This is a genomic window from Dietzia sp. IBK-p2-16D (genome assembly GCF_057773085.1).
Map to the genome: position 1 here is coordinate 115,783 of NZ_JBYMTL010000004.1, position 17,049 is coordinate 132,831.

At 71.9% G+C, this 17,049-nt stretch carries 7 protein-coding genes; 2 read left to right on the forward strand and 5 right to left on the reverse strand.

Features of this window, described 5'->3' with window-relative positions:
* Nucleotides 1-39: 39 nt before the first annotated feature.
* Together pks13 and AC3DE3_RS10370 are read left to right on the forward strand one after the other, a co-directional pair.
* Nucleotides 40-5,031 (forward strand): polyketide synthase Pks13, encoded by a 4,992-nt coding sequence (pks13, locus tag AC3DE3_RS10365; RefSeq protein ID WP_488369895.1) that lies wholly within the window; start codon nt 40-42, stop codon nt 5,029-5,031.
* A gap of 56 nt (nt 5,032-5,087) precedes the next feature.
* Nucleotides 5,088-6,581, forward strand: coding sequence for an acyl-CoA carboxylase subunit beta (locus AC3DE3_RS10370; RefSeq protein WP_488370038.1), 1,494 nt, complete (start codon nt 5,088-5,090; stop codon nt 6,579-6,581).
* Nucleotides 6,582-6,861: 280 nt separating this feature from the next.
* Here the strand turns inward: AC3DE3_RS10370 and AC3DE3_RS10375 are convergent, their stop codons facing one another.
* From AC3DE3_RS10375 to AC3DE3_RS10395, 5 genes are all read right to left on the reverse strand, one after another.
* Nucleotides 6,862-10,230, reverse strand: a complete 3,369-nt coding sequence (locus AC3DE3_RS10375; RefSeq protein WP_488369897.1) for an arabinosyltransferase domain-containing protein — start codon at nt 10,228-10,230, stop codon at nt 6,862-6,864.
* A gap of 22 nt (nt 10,231-10,252) precedes the next feature.
* The gene (locus AC3DE3_RS10380) at nt 10,253-13,645 is read right to left on the reverse strand and encodes an arabinosyltransferase domain-containing protein (RefSeq protein WP_488369898.1); all 3,393 of its coding nucleotides are present in this window, start codon (nt 13,643-13,645) and stop codon (nt 10,253-10,255) included.
* Nucleotides 13,646-13,712: 67 nt separating this feature from the next.
* Nucleotides 13,713-15,674 carry an arabinofuranosyltransferase gene (locus AC3DE3_RS10385; protein WP_488369899.1) on the reverse strand — a complete coding sequence of 654 codons (1,962 nt, stop codon included), beginning with the start codon at nt 15,672-15,674 and terminating at the stop codon, nt 13,713-13,715.
* 2 nt (nt 15,675-15,676) lie between these two features.
* Nucleotides 15,677-16,438, reverse strand: a complete 762-nt coding sequence (gene dprE2, locus AC3DE3_RS10390; RefSeq protein ID WP_260486411.1) for a decaprenylphospho-beta-D-erythro-pentofuranosid-2-ulose 2-reductase — start codon at nt 16,436-16,438, stop codon at nt 15,677-15,679.
* A gap of 49 nt (nt 16,439-16,487) precedes the next feature.
* Nucleotides 16,488-16,991, reverse strand: a complete 504-nt coding sequence (locus AC3DE3_RS10395) for a hypothetical protein (protein ID WP_488369901.1) — start codon at nt 16,989-16,991, stop codon at nt 16,488-16,490.
* Nucleotides 16,992-17,049 lie beyond the last annotated feature (58 nt).

A 17,049-nucleotide genomic window follows, 5' to 3' on the forward strand; every position in this document is an offset into this window, starting at 1 on the left:
CACACCGGACGACACCCGAGGGAAAGGCGAGCCACGACGATGGCACAGAGCGAGATGACGGTAGTGGAGCTCCGCGAGTGGATGCGGGGCTGGGTCTGCCGGGCCACGGGTCTCGACATCTCCAAGGTCACCGACGACCGCTCGTTGGAGGAGTACGGACTGTCGTCCCGCGACGCGGTGTCCCTGTCCGCCGATCTCGAGGACCTCATCGGTCGGCCGCTCGACGCGACCGTCGCCTACCAGCACCCCACCATCGCCTCGCTGGCCGAGTACGTGGTCAACGGGCCGGTCGAGACCGACGAGCCCACCGACTTCCACACGTTCCGTGACCGCGGCGCGGGCATGGAGTTCGACGTGGCCGTGATCGGGTTCGCCACCCGGTTCCCCGGCGGCGCCGACACCCCGGAGGCGACCTGGGAACTGCTCGCCTCCGGCCGGGACGCCACGGCCCCCCGTCCGGCGACCCGCTGGTCCGAATGGTCCGGCGACGCCTATGTCCAGCAGGTCCTCTCCGAGGCGCCCGATCGCGGTGGCTGGCTAGACGACGCCGAGGTCCGGGACTTCGACGCCGAGTTCTTCGGCATGAGCCCCCGTGAGGCCGAGATGGTCGACCCGCAGCAGCGGCTCGCGCTCGAGCTCACGTGGGAGGCCCTGGAGAACGCCCACCTGCCGGCCAGTGACCTCAAGGGCCATGAGGTCGGCGTCTTCATGGGCTCGTCCTCCAGCGACTACCAGGTGTTCCTCACCTCGGACTCCGCTGCGGCCTCCCCCTACGCGGTCACCGGCGCGTCCAACTCGATCATCTCGAACCGGGTGTCCTACACGTTCGACTTCCGCGGCCCGTCCATGACGCTGGACACCGCCTGCTCGACGTCGCTGGTGGCGATCCACGAGGCCGTCAACTCCCTGCGACTGCACGAGTCGGATCTCGTCGTGGCCGGTGGCGTCAACATGATGCTCGCGCCCGCCGCCACCATGGGCTTCGCCAAGACCGGCGCCGCGCTCAGTCCGGACGGGCGAATCAAGGCGTTCTCGTCCGACGCCAACGGCATCTGCCGTGCGGAGGGCGGGGGAGTGTTCATCCTGAAGCGCCTTTCGGAGGCCGAACGGGACGGGAACGACATCCTCGCCGTCATCAAGGGGTCCGCGGTGAACTCGGATGGCCGCTCCAACGGCATGACCGCCCCCAACCCCGACGCCCAGGTCGCCGTCCTGCGCCAGGCCTACGCCGACGCCGGTGTGGACCCGCGCGAGGTCGACTACATCGAGGCGCACGGCACCGGCACGATCCTGGGCGACCCCATCGAGGCCACCGCCCTGGGCCAGGTACTCGGTCGCGGGCGCGAGGCCGACCGGCCCACGCTGCTCGGCTCGGCCAAGACCAACTTCGGACACATGGAGTCCGCCGCCGGCGCCGCCGGTCTGGCCAAGATCATCCTCGGGATGAACAAGGACGCCCTGCCGCCCACGATCAACTTCGCGGGCCCCAACCCGTACATCGACTTCGACGCCGCTCGACTGAGCGTGGTCACCGAGACCTCCGAGTGGCCGCGCTACAGCGGCCGCGCCCTGGCCGGCATCTCCGGGTTCGGGTTCGGCGGTACCAACGCGCACGTCGTGGTGGCCGAGTACCAGCCGGCGGCCGCGCGCGCCGCGGCAGCCGGCGCAGCCGACGCAGCCAGCGCGGCCGATACAGCCGACGCGGACGACGTCGCCCGCTGCGTGGCCGAGGCGGTGGATCGAAACGCCGACGAGCTGGCCACCACCGGCACCTCCGTGGCCGGTGCGCCCGCGACCGTGCTCGTGGTCTCCGGCTCCCTGCCGTCGCGGCGCAAGTCCACCGCCGGCCAGATCGCCGACTGGCTCGAGACCCAGGACGACTCGATCGACCTGGGTGCCGTCGCCCGTACCCTGGCCACCCGCAACCACGGGCGGTCCCGCGGGGCCGTGGTGGGCCACACCCGCGCCGAACTGGTTGCGGGCCTGCGGGCCCTGGCCGCCGGCGATCCCGGGCCCGGCGTGTTCAGTGCCGACGCCCCCGCCGGCACCGGCGACGTGTGGGTGTTCTCCGGCTTCGGCTCCCAGCACCGCAAGATGGCCAAGGAGCTGTACCTGTCCAACCCGCTGTTCGCCTCCTGCCTGGACGCGGTGGACGAGCTCATCGACTTCGAGGCCGGGTACCGGATCACCGAGATCATCCTCGACGACTCCCAGACCTACGAGCTCGAGAATTCGCAGGTCGGGATCTTCGCCATCCAGGTGGCGCTGATCGACACCCTCCGGGCCCTCGGTGCCAAGCCGGAGGCCGTGATCGGGCACTCGATGGGCGAGGTCGCGGCCGCCTACGCGGCCGGTGGGCTCGGCCTCGAGGACGCGGTGCGCGTGATCTGCGTGCGGTCGCGTCTCATGGGCGACGCCGAGGGCCAGGTGTCGGACGACGAGGCCGGCGCCATGGCGCTGGTCGAGTACTCGGCGGAGGAGATCGCCCGGATCATCGCCGACAACCCGCAGTTCGCCTCGATCGAGCCCGCGGTCTACGCGGCGCCCACCCATACCACGGTCGGCGGCCGCGCCAAGCCCGTCGCCGACTTCGTGGCCTGGGTCGAGGAGCAGGGAAAGTTCGCCCGTCAGTTGCAGGTCCGCGGCGCCGGCCACACGTCGGACGTGGACATGCTCCTCGGCGAACTCGCCGCCGAGATCGCCGGTCTCGAACCGCACGAGCTCACCTCCGGCCTGTTCTCCTCGGTCGACCGCGAGACCTTCTACCGCGCCGGACACGAGCCGGTCCACGCGGAGGAGTACTGGGTCAAGGGCATGCGTCACTCGGTGTGGTTCACTCACGCGGTGCGCAAGGCGGTGGAGGCCGGGTACGTCACGTTCCTCGAGCTGGCGCCCAACCCCGTGGCGGCGATGTCCGTGGCCGCGACCTGCTTCGACGCCGGGCTCATGGAGCCCAACCTCCTGCACGCGCTCAAGCGCAAGGAGTCCGAGGCCGACACCCTGCTCCACGCGATCGCGCAGTTGTACGTCCACGGTCACACGATCGACATGCCCAGCGTGGTGGAGATGATCCACGGGTACGTCACCGGCCCGGACCGGTACGCACCGGTGCCCGGGACGGCCTGGAAGCGCCGCACCCTGTGGCCCCGCGTCACCGCCGGTGGCGGGTCGGGCGAGGGCCGCATGCCGGGCTCGCACGTCGCGCTGCCCGACGGTCGTCACGCCTGGCAGGTCCGCGCCGAGGTGGTGCCCAGCGTCGACGCGCTGATGACCGCCGCCGCGTCGTCCGTGCTCGACGGGGCGACCCTCACCGCCGTGAACCGGCCCGGTGTGTTGCCTGCCGCCGGATCCGTGACCACCACCATGACCCCGCACCCGGGCGGCGCGTCGGTGCAGGTCCACGCCCAGACGGGTGACGCACCCGCGACGTTCGTTCTGGTCGCCGAGTGCGCGGTGACCGGGGGCGCACCGGTCGCCCCGGACTCCGCGGCCGAGCAGCATTACGTGTCGAGTGAGTCCGACGCCCCGGTGGTCGACGACGACGAGGACGACGACGAGGCCGACCACCGCTGGAACCCCGAGTCCGGCGAGTCGATCGGCGACCGACTGGCCCGGATCATCGGGTCGTCGATGGGGTACAGCCCCGACGACCTGCCGAGGGAACTCCCGCTGCTGGATCTCGGCCTGGATTCGCTCATGGCGGTGCGGATCAAGAACCGCGTCGAGCACGAGTTCTCCATCCCGCCGCTCGAGTTGCAGGCGATGCGCGACGCGTCGCTCGACGATGTCGCGGACATGGTGCGGTTCGCCGTGGAGAACCCGGAGCAGGTCGGCGACCTGGCCGCCCAGCAGGCCCGCGGTGAGGGCGCCGTCGACGTGGCCGCTCTGCGCGGCGACGCGTCGGTGTCCGACGCGGGCTCCGGCCCCGATGGCCCCGCGGTCTCCATCGCACCCCGCGACGACACCGAGCGCATGGCGTTCGGCGCGTGGGCCGTGGTCACCGGCGCCGCGGCACCCGGCGTGACGGGCGAGCTGCCCGCGATCGACGAGGACACCCGGACCGCCCTCGCCGAGCGGCTCTCGGCCCGTTCGGGCGGCGACATCACCGCCGCGCAGGTCGCCGGTGCCACGACGATCGCTGAGGTAGCGGACCTGCTGCGTCCGTTCACCGAGGTCGCGGTGGAGGGCAACATCCGCGTGTTGGCCGAGGGATCGGCCGACGGGACCCCGCTGTTCATGTTCCACGCCGCCGGCGGGTCGTCCTTCGTGTACGAGCCGCTGGTGAACCGCCTGGGCGCGGGTACCCCGGTATACGGCGTCGAGCGCGTGGAGGGGCCGCTGGAGGAGCGGGCCGCGAGCTACCTGGACCGTATCCGAGAGATCGCCGCCGGCCGCCCCCTCGCGGTGGGTGGGTGGTCCTTCGGCGGCGCGCTGGCCGTGGAGGTGGCCCGTCAGTTGCGGGCCGCGGGCGACGAGGTGGCGCTGGTGGTCCTGCTGGACACGGTGCAGCCGTCGGAGCCGATCCCGGACACCCTCGATGAGGCCGAGGCCCGGTGGCGGCGGTACTCGGAGTTCGCCAAGCGCACCTACGGGCTCGACGTGGAGGTCCCGCGAGACTTCCTCGCCGAGCACGGTGAGGACGGCGTCCTGGACATGCTGCTCGGGGCACTGGGTGCCGAGGCGGGCGTCATGGGCGGTGGCGTCATCGAGCACCAGCGGGCCAGCTTCGTCGACAACCGCATCCTGCAGAGCGCGGACCTGTCCTCCTGGGCCGGTATCGGCGCGGAGGTGCCGTTCGTGCTCTACCGGGCCGAACGTATGCACGACGGGGCGATCGAGCTCGAGCCCCGCTACGCCCACATCGACCCGGACGGCGGTTGGGCCCGGATCGTGGCCGATCTGGAGGTCGTCCAGCTCGAGGGGGACCACCTCGCGATGGTCGACGAACCGGTGGTCGGTACCGTCGGTAAGCATCTGGCGCGTCGGCTCACCGAGCTCGACGCGGGTGTACGGAAGGGATCAGACGCGTGACGGCGAAGACCACCGCGGAGAAGCTCGCGGAACTGCGGGTCAAGACCGAGCAGGCCATGGACCCGGGCAGCGAGCGGGCCAAGGCCCGCCGCGACGCCGCGGGGCACACCCCGCCCCGGGAGCGCATCGCACTGTTGCTGGACGCCGGCAGCTTCGTGGAGATGGGGCAGCTCGCCAAGGCGCCCGGCAACCCGGACAACCCGTTCGGCGACGGAGTGGTGACCGGACGCGGCACGATCGACGGCCGCCCGGTGGCCGTGTACGCGCACGACAACACGGTGTTCGGCGGGTCGGTCGGTGAGGGCTTCGGTAAGAAGGTCTGCGCGATCATGGACTTCGCGATCAAGGTCGGGTGCCCCATCATCGGCATCAACGACTCCGGTGGTGCCCGCGTCCAGGACGCCGTGACGTCGCTGGCCTACTACTCCGAGATCTCGCGTCGGCAGTACCCGGCCTCGGGGTACGTCCCCCAGATCTCGATCATGCTCGGCAAGTGCGCGGGCGGCGCCGTCTACGCCCCCGCGACGACCGACTTCGTGATCGCGGTGCAGGACCAGGCGTACATGTTCGTCACCGGCCCGGACGTGATCCGTCAGGTCACCGGCGAGGACGTCACGATGGACGAACTCGGTTCGGCCCTGCAGCAGGCCAAGAACGGCAACGTCAACCACGTGGCCGTCAGTGAGCACGACGCGTTCATGTACGTGCGCAACCTGCTGAGCTACCTGCCGTCCTCGGCGGCGGAGAAGGCCCCCCGGATCAACCCGGGCCTCGAGCCGGAGCCGACGGAGTCCGACCTGCACCTCGACACGATCATCCCGGACTCGGACAACGCCGCGTACGACATGCACGACGTGCTCCTGCGGATGTTCGACGACGGCGAGTTCGTGGAGACCTCCGCGCAGTTCGCGTCCAACATCATCACGGGCTTCGCCCGGGTCGACGGCGAGTCGGTCGGGGTCATCGCGAACCAGCCGCTACACCTGTCCGGCGCATTGGACATCGACGCTTCCGAGAAGGCGGCGCGGTTCATGTCGCTGTGCGATGCGTACTCGATCCCGCTTGTCTACGTGGTGGACACACCCGGCTATCTCCCGGGCGTGCAGCAGGAGAAGCTCGGCATCATCCACCGCGGGGCCAAGATGGGCTTCGGAGTGGTGGCGGCGTCGGTTCCCAAGGTCACGTTCGTCGTCCGCAAGGCCTACGGGGGCGCGTACGCCGTGATGGGGTCCAAGAACCTGGGCGGTGACCTGAACTTCGCCTGGCCCACCGCGCGCATCGCCGTGATGGGCGCCGAGGGCGCGGTCGATCTGCTGCAGCGTCGTCAGATCGAGGAGGCGGGTCCCGAGGAGGGGCCGAAGCTCCGCAAGCAGCTGATCGACATGTACAACGAGTTCATCGCCACCCCGTACACCGCCGCCGAGCGCGGGTACATCGATGCGGTGATCGAGCCGTCGCAAACCCGCCTCGTGCTGCGCGGTGCGCTGAACCAGCTGAGGGACAAGATCCGCAACGAGCCGCCGCGTAAGCACCCAATCGCCCCGATGTGATCGACGCGGGCGGGGCCCCGCCATCCGGCCGATGGCCACCGGCCCCGCCCGCCCACGGCCCCACCGACGCCCCGCCCGCGCTGCGGCGTTGACCTATGCGTCCTAAGTGGTCCATTCTCCCAGCACAACCCCGCCGTAGCCGTGCAGAGAGCCCGCGTAAGCCGGCGGACTGTGGGGCTCGCCGTCGGCTCTAGCCTTCGGCGGGCCCCTGCCCCAGCCCTAGCCCGGTGCGGGTGACGGTCGGCGCGACCGGCGATGGGCGCCCGTCACCCGACGCCGGTCACGGCTCCGGGTCGGTCACCAGGATCGGCCCCTCGGGCTCCCACCAACCCCAGCGGGTCTCGGTCCCGGTGGTCACCTCCGCCGGCGCCGGCGGGGTCTCCTGGTAGGTGCCCAGCGGGGTGTACGCCTCGATGGACCCCCAGTCGCGGTTCCAGTCATGCCGCAGGTACGACGGGATCGTACGGGCACGCTGAGCGGTCTCGACCCAGCCCAGCGGGCCGCCGGACTCGTAGGCCATCCACGTGCTGGTGGCGCTCACGGCGAGCGGACGGTCGGGCATGATCCGGAACTCCGGCAGCTCGGCCACGCCCGCGTAGTGCGCGAACGGCCGCTGGCACGGGAACTGCAGGCTCACCGCCCAGTCGAGCAGGACGGGCGACTCCGACCCGACCATCTCCTGGACCGTCACGAGCTCGGGCGCTCGAGGCGGAGTGATGGCCGCCCACTGCTCGGGGGTGAGGTCGTTGTCGTCGACCCGGACCCGCATGACATCGGCGTCGGCGGGGGCGTCCTGCATGTCCACCCGCAGGTTGCGCCACGTGGGGGCGGGTCCGATGTCGAACGGCACGACCGGCTCGCCGATCATGTCGACCCCGGCGTCACCGGACCGGCCGAACTCGACCACGACCTCCTGGCCGTACTTGTAGAGACCGTCGGCGTCGTAGCGGCCGATCCGACCCGCCGCCGAGATGACGATCAGCGGGTGGGACTCGCGGTTCTCGGGAAGCCGGTACCAGCCGGTCTCGAGACTCGACTCACGCTGCGGGCCGACGAAGAACGAACCGAGCACCGGGGTGGTGGCGGGGTCGAGTCCGAACGGCAGGGCCACCGTGGACTCGTTCACGCCCTCGGCCCCGCGGCCACCGGCGGTGCCTGCGCTCTCGCCGGTACTGACGGACGGCCCGCCGCCGGGCTCGGAGGTGGTGTTGGCGGCGCCGGGATCGGCCACCACCGCGTCCGCGGACAGGTCCGGGGCGACGCCGTCCGGGGTGAACGCGGTGTTCTCCCCGGCTTCGATGGCCGCGGCCCGGTCCCGGGGGTCGATCGACCCGTCGGGCAGGGGGGTGGCGTCGAGCGGGTCCAGCATGCCGGCATTGGCGTCGGGCTCGACGAGGACCTGGTCGGCGAGCATGCAGGGGTCGCCCGCCAGCGCGGACAGGTTGCCGGCGGCGATGTTGTAGGCCGGGTACTGCTTGTGGATGCCCTTGGCGAACGAGGCGATCGAGAAGACCACCAGCAGACCCGCGACCACCGCGATGGGGGCGGCGGCGAAGGTCCGCACGCGGCGGCGGCCCTCGGAGGTCCGGGGCGCCCGGTCGCCGGTGTAGTCGCGGCGGAGGTGCTGCCAGCCGGCGAAGGCGAACGTGAGCACGGCCAGGGCGAGGAGCACGCTGGCGGCGTCGATCCCCCGGACGCTGGGCGCCTTGTCCCACCACGGGATGCCGTAGCTGGAGACGTACCACCAGCCGTTGGGTCCGGCGAACGCGAGCGCGACCACCACCAGGATCACACCGAGGAACAGCGTCCGGTTGCGGGCCGTCCGGACGGCGGACGCGGAGATGGCGAGGGCGCCGAGCGCGGCGATCGCCCCGCCGATACCGGCGTACACACCGAAGTGGTGGGTCCACTTGGTCGGCGAGAACATCATGAAGAAGGCCGTACCCACGACCACGCCGACCAGGCGCCAGACGGGACCGGAGGCGGCGCCGGGCACCTTCCCGCGGCGCAGCATCGTGCCGATGACCAGGGCCAGGCACAGCAGGACCAGCAGCACCGGCAGACGGCGGGCGAGCGAGCCGTCCACCGTGGGGATCATCAGGTAGTAGTAGCGGACGAATTCCTCGAACCAGTTCAGGTTGGGCCCGATCTCGCCGCGGACGCGGATGGCCTCGAGGACGGAGGCGAGGCTCTGGACGCCGAAGACCACGATGAGCACCATCGTGCCGGAGGCCAGCACCGGGGCGATCAGTGCGAGATACGACCCGATCCGGGCCCCGCGCACCACGACGGTGCGGACGACAGCGCGCAGACCCATGATGAGGGCGGCGACGGCCATGAGTCCGGTGGGGCCGGTGGCCAGCGAGAACGAGGCGATGATCACCGCGATCGCGAACGGCAGCATCCGGCGCGTGGCTATCGCCCGTTCGACGGAGACCCAGGTGAGCAGGGCGCCCAGCGCGATGACGGGTTCGGGCCGGAGTCCGTTGTTGAACGCCATCCAGAAGGCGAGGAAGACGGCGGCGGCGCTCCAGATGACGACCGGGGTGGTTCGCGCGGCGCGGCCGAGTCGGGGCAGGACCTCACGGCTGATCACCAGCCAGCACAGGATGGCCGCCACGAGGGCGGGCAGACGCATCCACGGGCTGGCCGTGGAGACCTGCGAGAACAGCGTGAGGAGGTCGTAGTAGGGCGAGCCGAAGGGAGACTCCGGGACCCCGTACCAGCGGTAGTAGTTGGCCATGTAGCCGGCCGGATCGGCGGCGCGGGCCATCGACAGGATGTAGCCGTCGTCGGAGGTGTTGCCGCCGATGAAGTGCCAGATGGCGAGCGTGCCGATGACGGCGATGTCGGGCGGCCGGATCCTGAACCACCCGCGCGGCAGGAAGCGGCGGGCGCGCCGACCGTCGGTCTGGTCGAGTGCGTGCAGGGCCCACAGCGCGACGGCGGTGGCCAGGAGGCCGATCACCATCGCCGCCCACTTCAGGGGGGTGGGGTCGGTGGTGAACCGGGAGTCGACCTCGACGGTGGCCTCGAGGCCGGCGGGCACGGCGGTGTCCGAGGGCAGGTCCGTGTAGACGCCCACCACCATCGGGCGCAGGTCGTCGGCGTCCACCCGGCGGGCGGCTGCGGGATCGTCGAGGCCTTCGAACGCGGCCTCCACGTAGGTGGGGGCGGCGACCACGCTGAGCCGGGTGCAGTCACCGGCCTCCACCCGGTCACGCGGGGCGGAGACGATCACGCGGTTGCGGGAGACCACGTCGACCGTGTCGGCGGAGGCGCGCACGAACAGGGCGCGTTCACCGGCCTCCTCGCCGCCGGCGGGAGCGGTCGACAGGAGGATGCCCCCGTCCTGCGGCAGGTCCGCGACCAGGGCGCAGGGCGCGGTGGCGGTGAACCGCTGCGGAGAGTGCGCCATGAGCGGGGCCGTGACCGAGCCGACCGACCCGTTCTGCGGCCACTGGACGGTCGAGGTGGTCTGCGCGACCGGCAGGAACGGCAGGGACAGGAAGCACAGGGTGCCCAGGAGTCCGCTGACGATGGCGATGAGGCGCAGGCGTCCGACGCGGGCGTCGGAGGCGACCGAGCCTGCCACCGGGCCGGTGGCCGGGGGAGTTTCCGGGGACGGGTCCGGTGAGGAATCTGACACGACCACCGATTCTAGGCGACGATCAGTTCATCGGACCCGGCGTGGTCCAGCCCCACCTCATCTCGCTCCCGCGGACCAGCTCGGCGGGACTCGCCTGCGGGTCCAGTGGCTCGAATCGCTGGAGCGAACCCCAGTCGCGGGACCAGTCGTGGTCGAGGTAGGTGGGGACGGTGATCGCCTCGACGGTCTGGGTGGTCCACAGCAGCGGTCCGCCGCCGCCGGCGCTCTGCCACCAGTTCGCCGCGGAGGAGGATTCCCGGTCGGCGAGGATGCGGTACCGGGGGATCTCCGCCACGCCACCGTTGTGCACGAACGGCCGCTGGCACGGGAAGGCCAGTGCGACCACCCAGTCGACGAGCACCGGGTCGGTGTGGCCGATGACCTCGTCGAGGGTGCGCAGTCGCGGGTTCCGAGGCGGGGTCACGGCGAGCCACCAGTCGGGGTCGAGGTTGCCGTCGTCGGCGACCACGCGGACCACCTCGGCCTCGTCGGGGATCGATTCGAGGGGGATGCGCAGGTTGCGCCAGGCGGGCGCGGGCCCGATGTCGATGGGGGCCATGGACCCCATGACCTCGAAGTCCGTGGGCCCCGTCGCGCCGACCCGACCGGGGCGCCCGTACTCGATCCGCAGGTCCCCGCCTCCGATGCGGCCGGCGGCGGCCATGACCAGGAGGGGTCGGTTGGGGCTGCGGGCGGGCAGTTGGTACCAGGCGCTGGTGAGTTCGGCGGCGACCTGGGGCCCGCGTCGGTACGAGCCGAGGACGGGGGTGGTGTCCGGGTCCAGGCCGAAGGGCAAGGCCACGGTGGAGCCGTTGACGGTGACGGCGCCGCGGCCGCCGGTGGTGCCGGCGTCCACGCCGTCGCCGGGGTCGCGTTCGCCGCTCTCGGACGTCGCCAGGGAGCCGGAGGCCTCGGTGCTCTCGACGGTGATGGAGTCGGGCAGGCCGTTGGGGGCGAACCCGTTGACCACGCCGGCGCCGAGGGAGATCTCCGGGCCCGCCCCGACCGCTCGGAGCAGGCCGTCGTTGGAGTCCTCCTCCACCAGCACCGAGTCGGCCAGCGCGCACGGTTCGCCGGCCAGTGCCCGCATGTTGCCGCGGCCCACCGTGTAGGCGGGGGTCTGGGCGAACACGGCGGTGACCGCGGAGACCAGCTCGAACACGACGATGGAGAACGCGACGACGGTCAGCGGGGCGCCGTCGATGCCGGTTCCCCGGCGCGGACGCGCCGTGGCGCCGGAGCCCCCGTCGCGCCGCCGCGACGCGGGGGTGTCGGCGTGCGTACGCAGGAACGGCACCGCGCGCCGGATCCGCACGCGCAGTGCGGCGCCGGGGTCGTCGGGCAGGATCCCGGAGTGGATGAGGCCGGCGATGAGCAGGCACACGAATCCGCCGATGAACGCGACGTACTGCACCTGGACCCCGCCGACGGCGGGGAAGGTGTCGGAGAAGGGGATGCCGTAGTCGGACACGTACCACCAGGTGTTGTTGGTGGCGGTGGCGAGTCCGACGACGAGGCACAGCGACGCCCACACGAGCCAGCGACTCCGGCTCAGCGAGACCGTCGAGGAGCGCAGGGCGATGACGGCGAGCACGGCGAGCGCTCCCGCCAGCCCGGCGAAGACCCCGAAGTGGTGGGTCCACTTGGTGGGCGTGAAGACCAGGAACAGCAGCGATCCCGCGATCACGCCGAGCAACCGCCGGGACGGTCCCGCGGCCGCACCGGGGATCCGTCCGCGCCGCAGCATCACTGCGGAGACCAGCACCAGGCACATGAGCATGAGCAGGACGGGGAAGCGCCGGGCCACGCCGCCGTCGGCGGAGACCCCGAACAACGCTTCCCACCGTTCCTTCTCCCCGTACCAGGGCAGGCTCGGGCCGAGCTCGGTGCGGATCCGGGTGGCCTCGAGGACCGCGGCCAGGGTCTGGTCCGCGAACACGGTGTAGAGCAACGCCAGACCCACGGCCAGGACGGGCCCGAGGATCGGTGCCCAGCCGACCACCTGCGCTCGGCGGCGCACCATCCGGACGAACTCGCGCGCACCGGCGGCCAGCGCCGCCACGCACATCAACCCGGTGGGGCCGGCACCGAGGGAGAACGCGGCCACACCGATCGCCGCGACGCCCGGCACGAGTCGGCGCGTGGCGATGGACCGCTCCACCAGCGACCACGTGAGCAGTGCGCCCAGCGCGATGACCGGCTCGGGCCGCAGCCCGTTGTTGAACGCCATCCAGAACGCGAGGAACAGGGCGGCGCCGGTCCAGCGGGGGCCGCGCCAGGTGCGGGCGAGGCGACCCAGTCGGGGAACGACCTCGCGACTGATGATGAGCCACGACAGGATCCCGCACACCAGGGTGGGCAAGCGCATCCATGGACTGGCGGTGGAGATCTCGGCGAAGATCCGCAGGATCTCGTAGTACCAGCCCACCGGGGACTCCGGGGAGCCGAGCCAGCGGTAGTAGTTGGCCATGTATCCGCTGGGTCCGGCGGAGCGCGCCATGGTCAGCAGGTAGCCGTCGTCGGAGGTGTTGGCGCCCACGAGGTGCCAGAAGGCCAGGACGCTGATCACGACGCCGTCGACCCCGGACAACCGCGACCACGACCGCGGCACGAACCGCCGGCCCGACCGCCCGTCGATACCGTCGAGACGGTGGAGGAACACCACGGAGGCGAGGGTCGCCAGGACGCCGATCACCATCAGCACCAGCTTGAGCAGCGTGGGGCTGGAGGAGTAGCGGGAGTCGACGGTCACCTCCACCGTCGACTCGCCGAGCCCGTCGGGTGCGGTCGCGGCCGTGAGGTCGGTGAACACGCCGGTGACCTGCGGACGCATGGTGCCGGGCACGGCGGCCCGCACCGCGTCATCCGCGTCGTCGGGGTCCCGTTCGAGACCGGCGAACTCGGCCACGAGGATCCCGGTCTCGGCACGCACGTTCAGCGTCTCGCACGCGGGATCGCGCAGGGTGGCGAGGGGCACGGACAGCAACGTGATGTTGCGGACCGCCACCTCGATCACGGGGTTGCCCGCGGCGTTCTCGGCCCGTTGGACCACCAGTCCGTCGGAGATCCGCCCGGGGGCGTCCTTCGGCAGGGTCGAGAACACGATGGTGTTCTCCGGCACCTGTGCGAGCGGCGCGCAGGGAGCGGTGATGGTCAGGTCGAGCGGTCGCCCGGAGACCAGCGGTGCGGTGACCGAGGCGTAGTCGGGCCCGGCGGTCCACTGCACGCGGGTGGTGTCCTGGTTGACCGGCAGTACCCCGGCGAGGATCGCCAGGAACGCTCCGAGGAACCCGGTGATGATCGCCCACCGGCGGTCGCGGTCCATGCCCGGGTAGGGGTGCAGACCGAGGGGACGCCCACGACCGGCGTCGCCGACCTCGTCGTCGCGCCCGTCATCGTCGTCGCCCCGTGTCACGGCTCCCTCGACCGCGCCGTCACCGGACCCGCGACCATCACCCGAACCCCGCATCGTCACCGCCTGATCACCGCACCACGATCACGGCGAACGGTCCCACGTCGTGGACCGCGAAGTGGGGACCCTCCACGGCCTCGGCCGGGATGGTGACGCCGAACCGCCGGACGTTGGGGTCGTTGGGGTAGGTGTCCTCGGCCAGGCGCAGCGAGTACCCGTCGCCCGACGGGCGGGCGACGATCGCGTCGGGACCGCGCCACGGCGTCTCGTCCATCATGGCGCGCAGTTCGGCGCCGCTGGTGGCGTCCTGCCACCGGACCATGGCCTCGTTGCGGTCGGCATACCGCCCCAGGGGGTTGGCGTAGTGGGAGGTGACGGCCTGGTAGGCCAGGTACGGGTGGTAGGCGAGGAAGGCGTCGGCGGTGCTGACGACGACGAGGTCGGTGCGGTCGCGGTCCGGGAACGCCTCCCGGATGACCTCGTCTACCCGGGCGTAGTGGGACTCGGGCCCGGGCGGGTAACGGTCCGCCCGCTCTCCGTGACCGTCGGTGTCGGTGTAGGCGAGGCGGATCTCCTCGTGCAGGTGATCGGGGATGCCCTGCGCGTGGGCCAGTGCGGCCAGGGAGGCCACGACGCCCACCACCGCGGTGGCCCGGCGACGACGATCGGCCGCCTCCGCCGCGGGTCGGTCGGCGCCGTTCTGACGCCCGGCCGCGCGCACGGCGAGGCCGGCGACGTCGGCGATCGCGAAGACACCCGCCACCACGAGCAGTCCGATGAGCACCGGCTCGAGCCGGAAACCCAACATGGTGGTGCCCAGGACGGTGATCGCCATGGAGGCCAGGCACCACAGGTAGACGGCCACCACGCCCAGGCCCAGCGCCTGCGCCCGGCGCGAGGTCCACGCCCGGGCGACGATCCACACCAGTCCCGCCAGGCACACCCAGCCGGTGAGGCCGCCCGCGGTCATCGGTAGCGGAAGGCGGGCGCCGGCGTCGGGCAGGTAGTGCATCGCGGTCCCGGAGTCCTCGGGGGTGCCGCGCAGGGCGGCGAGCAGGTAAGGCGCCCACACGATGAGCGCGATCGCGATGGAGCCGAAGCCGATCACCGCGAGCCGGGCCGCGGGCAGCCAGAGCGGGAAGGATCCGCGGGTGGGATGGGGCCCGCCGGCACGGCGGCGGGCGACCGAGGCCGCGACGGTCGCGACCAGTGCCATGAGCACGACGGTGCCCGCCGCCAGGCCCGTGTACAGCGTGTATGTGCTGGCCGATGCGCCCAGGAACAGGGTCGTGGCCAGGGCCGCGCCGCGACCGGCGTGCCGCGCGGTGGGGTTGACCGCGTGCCAGGCGAGGATCAGCACCGGCGGGAGGAACAGCGCCACGATCGCGCCGTAGGGCTCGGGGCTTCCGTAGGCCAGCACGATCGAGGTCGAGGCCAGTCCCACCGCGGCGCCGAGATCGGTCCGCAGCAGGCGGGTCCAGAGCACCGTGACCAGCGCCGCGGCGACCGCCAACGAGAGGATCGACCACGGTTTGAACGCCGCCCACCCCTCGAGTCCGGCGAGGTTCGCGAAACGCCCGCCCAGCCAGAACCAGCCCGACGGGTAGAACGAGGGCAGGTCGGCGTACGCCATGTCCGGAAGCCCGAGCGAGGTGGCCGAACGACCGAGGAACTGGGTGCGGAACTCCTGGTCCACGCTCACGCCGTGCAGGTACAGCCGCGAGGCGGCCAGCGGGATCCCCAGCGTGGCGGCCACGAGCAACGCCGAGCCGGTGGGGGCCGCGAGCTTGCCCAGCCGGACCAGAGCGGCTCGGCCCCCCGGCCGCTCGCCGGCGCGCGCGGACAGGATCCCCAGCACCACCAGGGCGACAGCCGCGGCCTGACCGACCACCGTGAGCGCCCGCAGGACGTTGGAGTTGCCGTAGGCGGGGAACGAGACGAGGGAGAACCCGGCGAGGACGACCGCGGTGACGACGGCGGCCAGCAGCGTCGCCGCGCCGGCCAGACCGAGTCCCCGTAGCGCCACCGGCATCCCTAGAAGGGGAGCTTGCGGAAGATGGGGCGCGGCACGTGGGTGAGCACGGCCATGACCCCGCCGAACGCGGCCGGCGCGAAGACCGCACCCTTGCCCGCACCCGCCTTCTTCACCGCGATGCGGGCGACCTCTTCCTTGTTGATCGTCAGCGGCGCCTCCTTGACGTGTGCCGACATGCGCGTGCGGACCTGGCCGGGGCGGATGACCAGGACGTCGACCCCGTGTTCGGCCAGCGCGTAACCGAGGCCGGTGTAGAAGGAGTCCAGGCCGGCCTTGGTGGAGCCGTAGACGAAGTTGGAACGGCGGGCCCGGAGCCCGGCGGCCGAGCTCATGGCGATGATCCGGCCGTAACCCTGGGCCTTCATCCGCTCGGCGAGGAGCACACCGACCGAGACGGCGCCGGTGTAGTTGATCTGTGCGATCTGGACGGCCTTGCGCTGGTCGGACCAGAGTTCCTCGTTCTCTCCCAGCAGGCCGAACGCGACGATGGCCACGTCCACGTCCCCGCCGGCGAAGATCTGCTCGAACGCGGCCGGGTGGGACTCGGTGGCGGCGGCGTCGAAGTCGACGACCTCCACCGCACTCGCACCGGCGGCCGTCATCTCGGCGCGCGCGTCCTCGACCCCCGGGTCGCCGGGCAGGCAGGCCAGGATCACGCGCATCGGGCCCTGCTGCAGGTACTCGGCACAGATGGACAGGCCGATCTCTGAGGTTCCACCGAGGAGGAGCAGGGTCTGGGGGACGCCGACGGCATTGATCATGGGCAGGAGTCTACCGAGACCCCCCGACGGAGCCGCGTGCTCTCTCGGCTCACGGGTAGTAGGTGAAGGTCACCTCGATGGTCTGCGGCTCGTCGACGAGGGTGCACCGCGCGTAGATCCCGTATGCGCGCCCGGGCAGTAGCGGCTTGATCCACGAGGTCGAGACACCCGGGGCCACCGACACGGGGGAGTCGGGTTCAGTCGAGGCTCCGATCACCCCGTCGCCCACGTCCACCACGACCCGAGCGAGCTGCGGGATCGCGGAGACCGGGTTCGCCAGGCCCTCCACGGCCCGGACGGCGGCCGCGTCAGCCGACCGGAACCAGCAGGTCTGGGGGGACGTCGTGCCGTTGGTGTAGGTGACCGGGATCGCCCGCCCCGACGGGACCCACTCGAGGGTAGAGGGCCCGCCGATCAGCGCCCCGGGGAGGGCTTCCAGGCTGTCCGTGATCGGGTCCGCGCCCGCTCCGCCCACACCGGTGCCGGTGAGGGCGAGGGCGGCGACGGTGCCGACGGCAACGGTCCGCGCGAGGCGGTGGTGGTGACGGCTCATGACGACTCCCGGGGCGTGGTCCGGGCGACCCGTGCCGTCCGGGTGTCACCTCAGTGTG

Coding starts and splice junctions, on each gene's coding strand:
- pks13 (WP_488369895.1), top strand. CDS start 40: ATGGCACAGAGCGAGATGACGGTAGTGGAGCTCCGCGAGTGGATGCGG.
- AC3DE3_RS10370 (WP_488370038.1), top strand. CDS start 5,088: ATGGACCCGGGCAGCGAGCGGGCCAAGGCCCGCCGCGACGCCGCGGGG.
- AC3DE3_RS10385 (WP_488369899.1), bottom strand. CDS start 15,674: ATGCCGGTGGCGCTACGGGGACTCGGTCTGGCCGGCGCGGCGACGCTG.
- AC3DE3_RS10395 (WP_488369901.1), bottom strand. CDS start 16,991: ATGAGCCGTCACCACCACCGCCTCGCGCGGACCGTTGCCGTCGGCACC.
- dprE2 (WP_260486411.1), bottom strand. CDS start 16,438: ATGATCAATGCCGTCGGCGTCCCCCAGACCCTGCTCCTCCTCGGTGGA.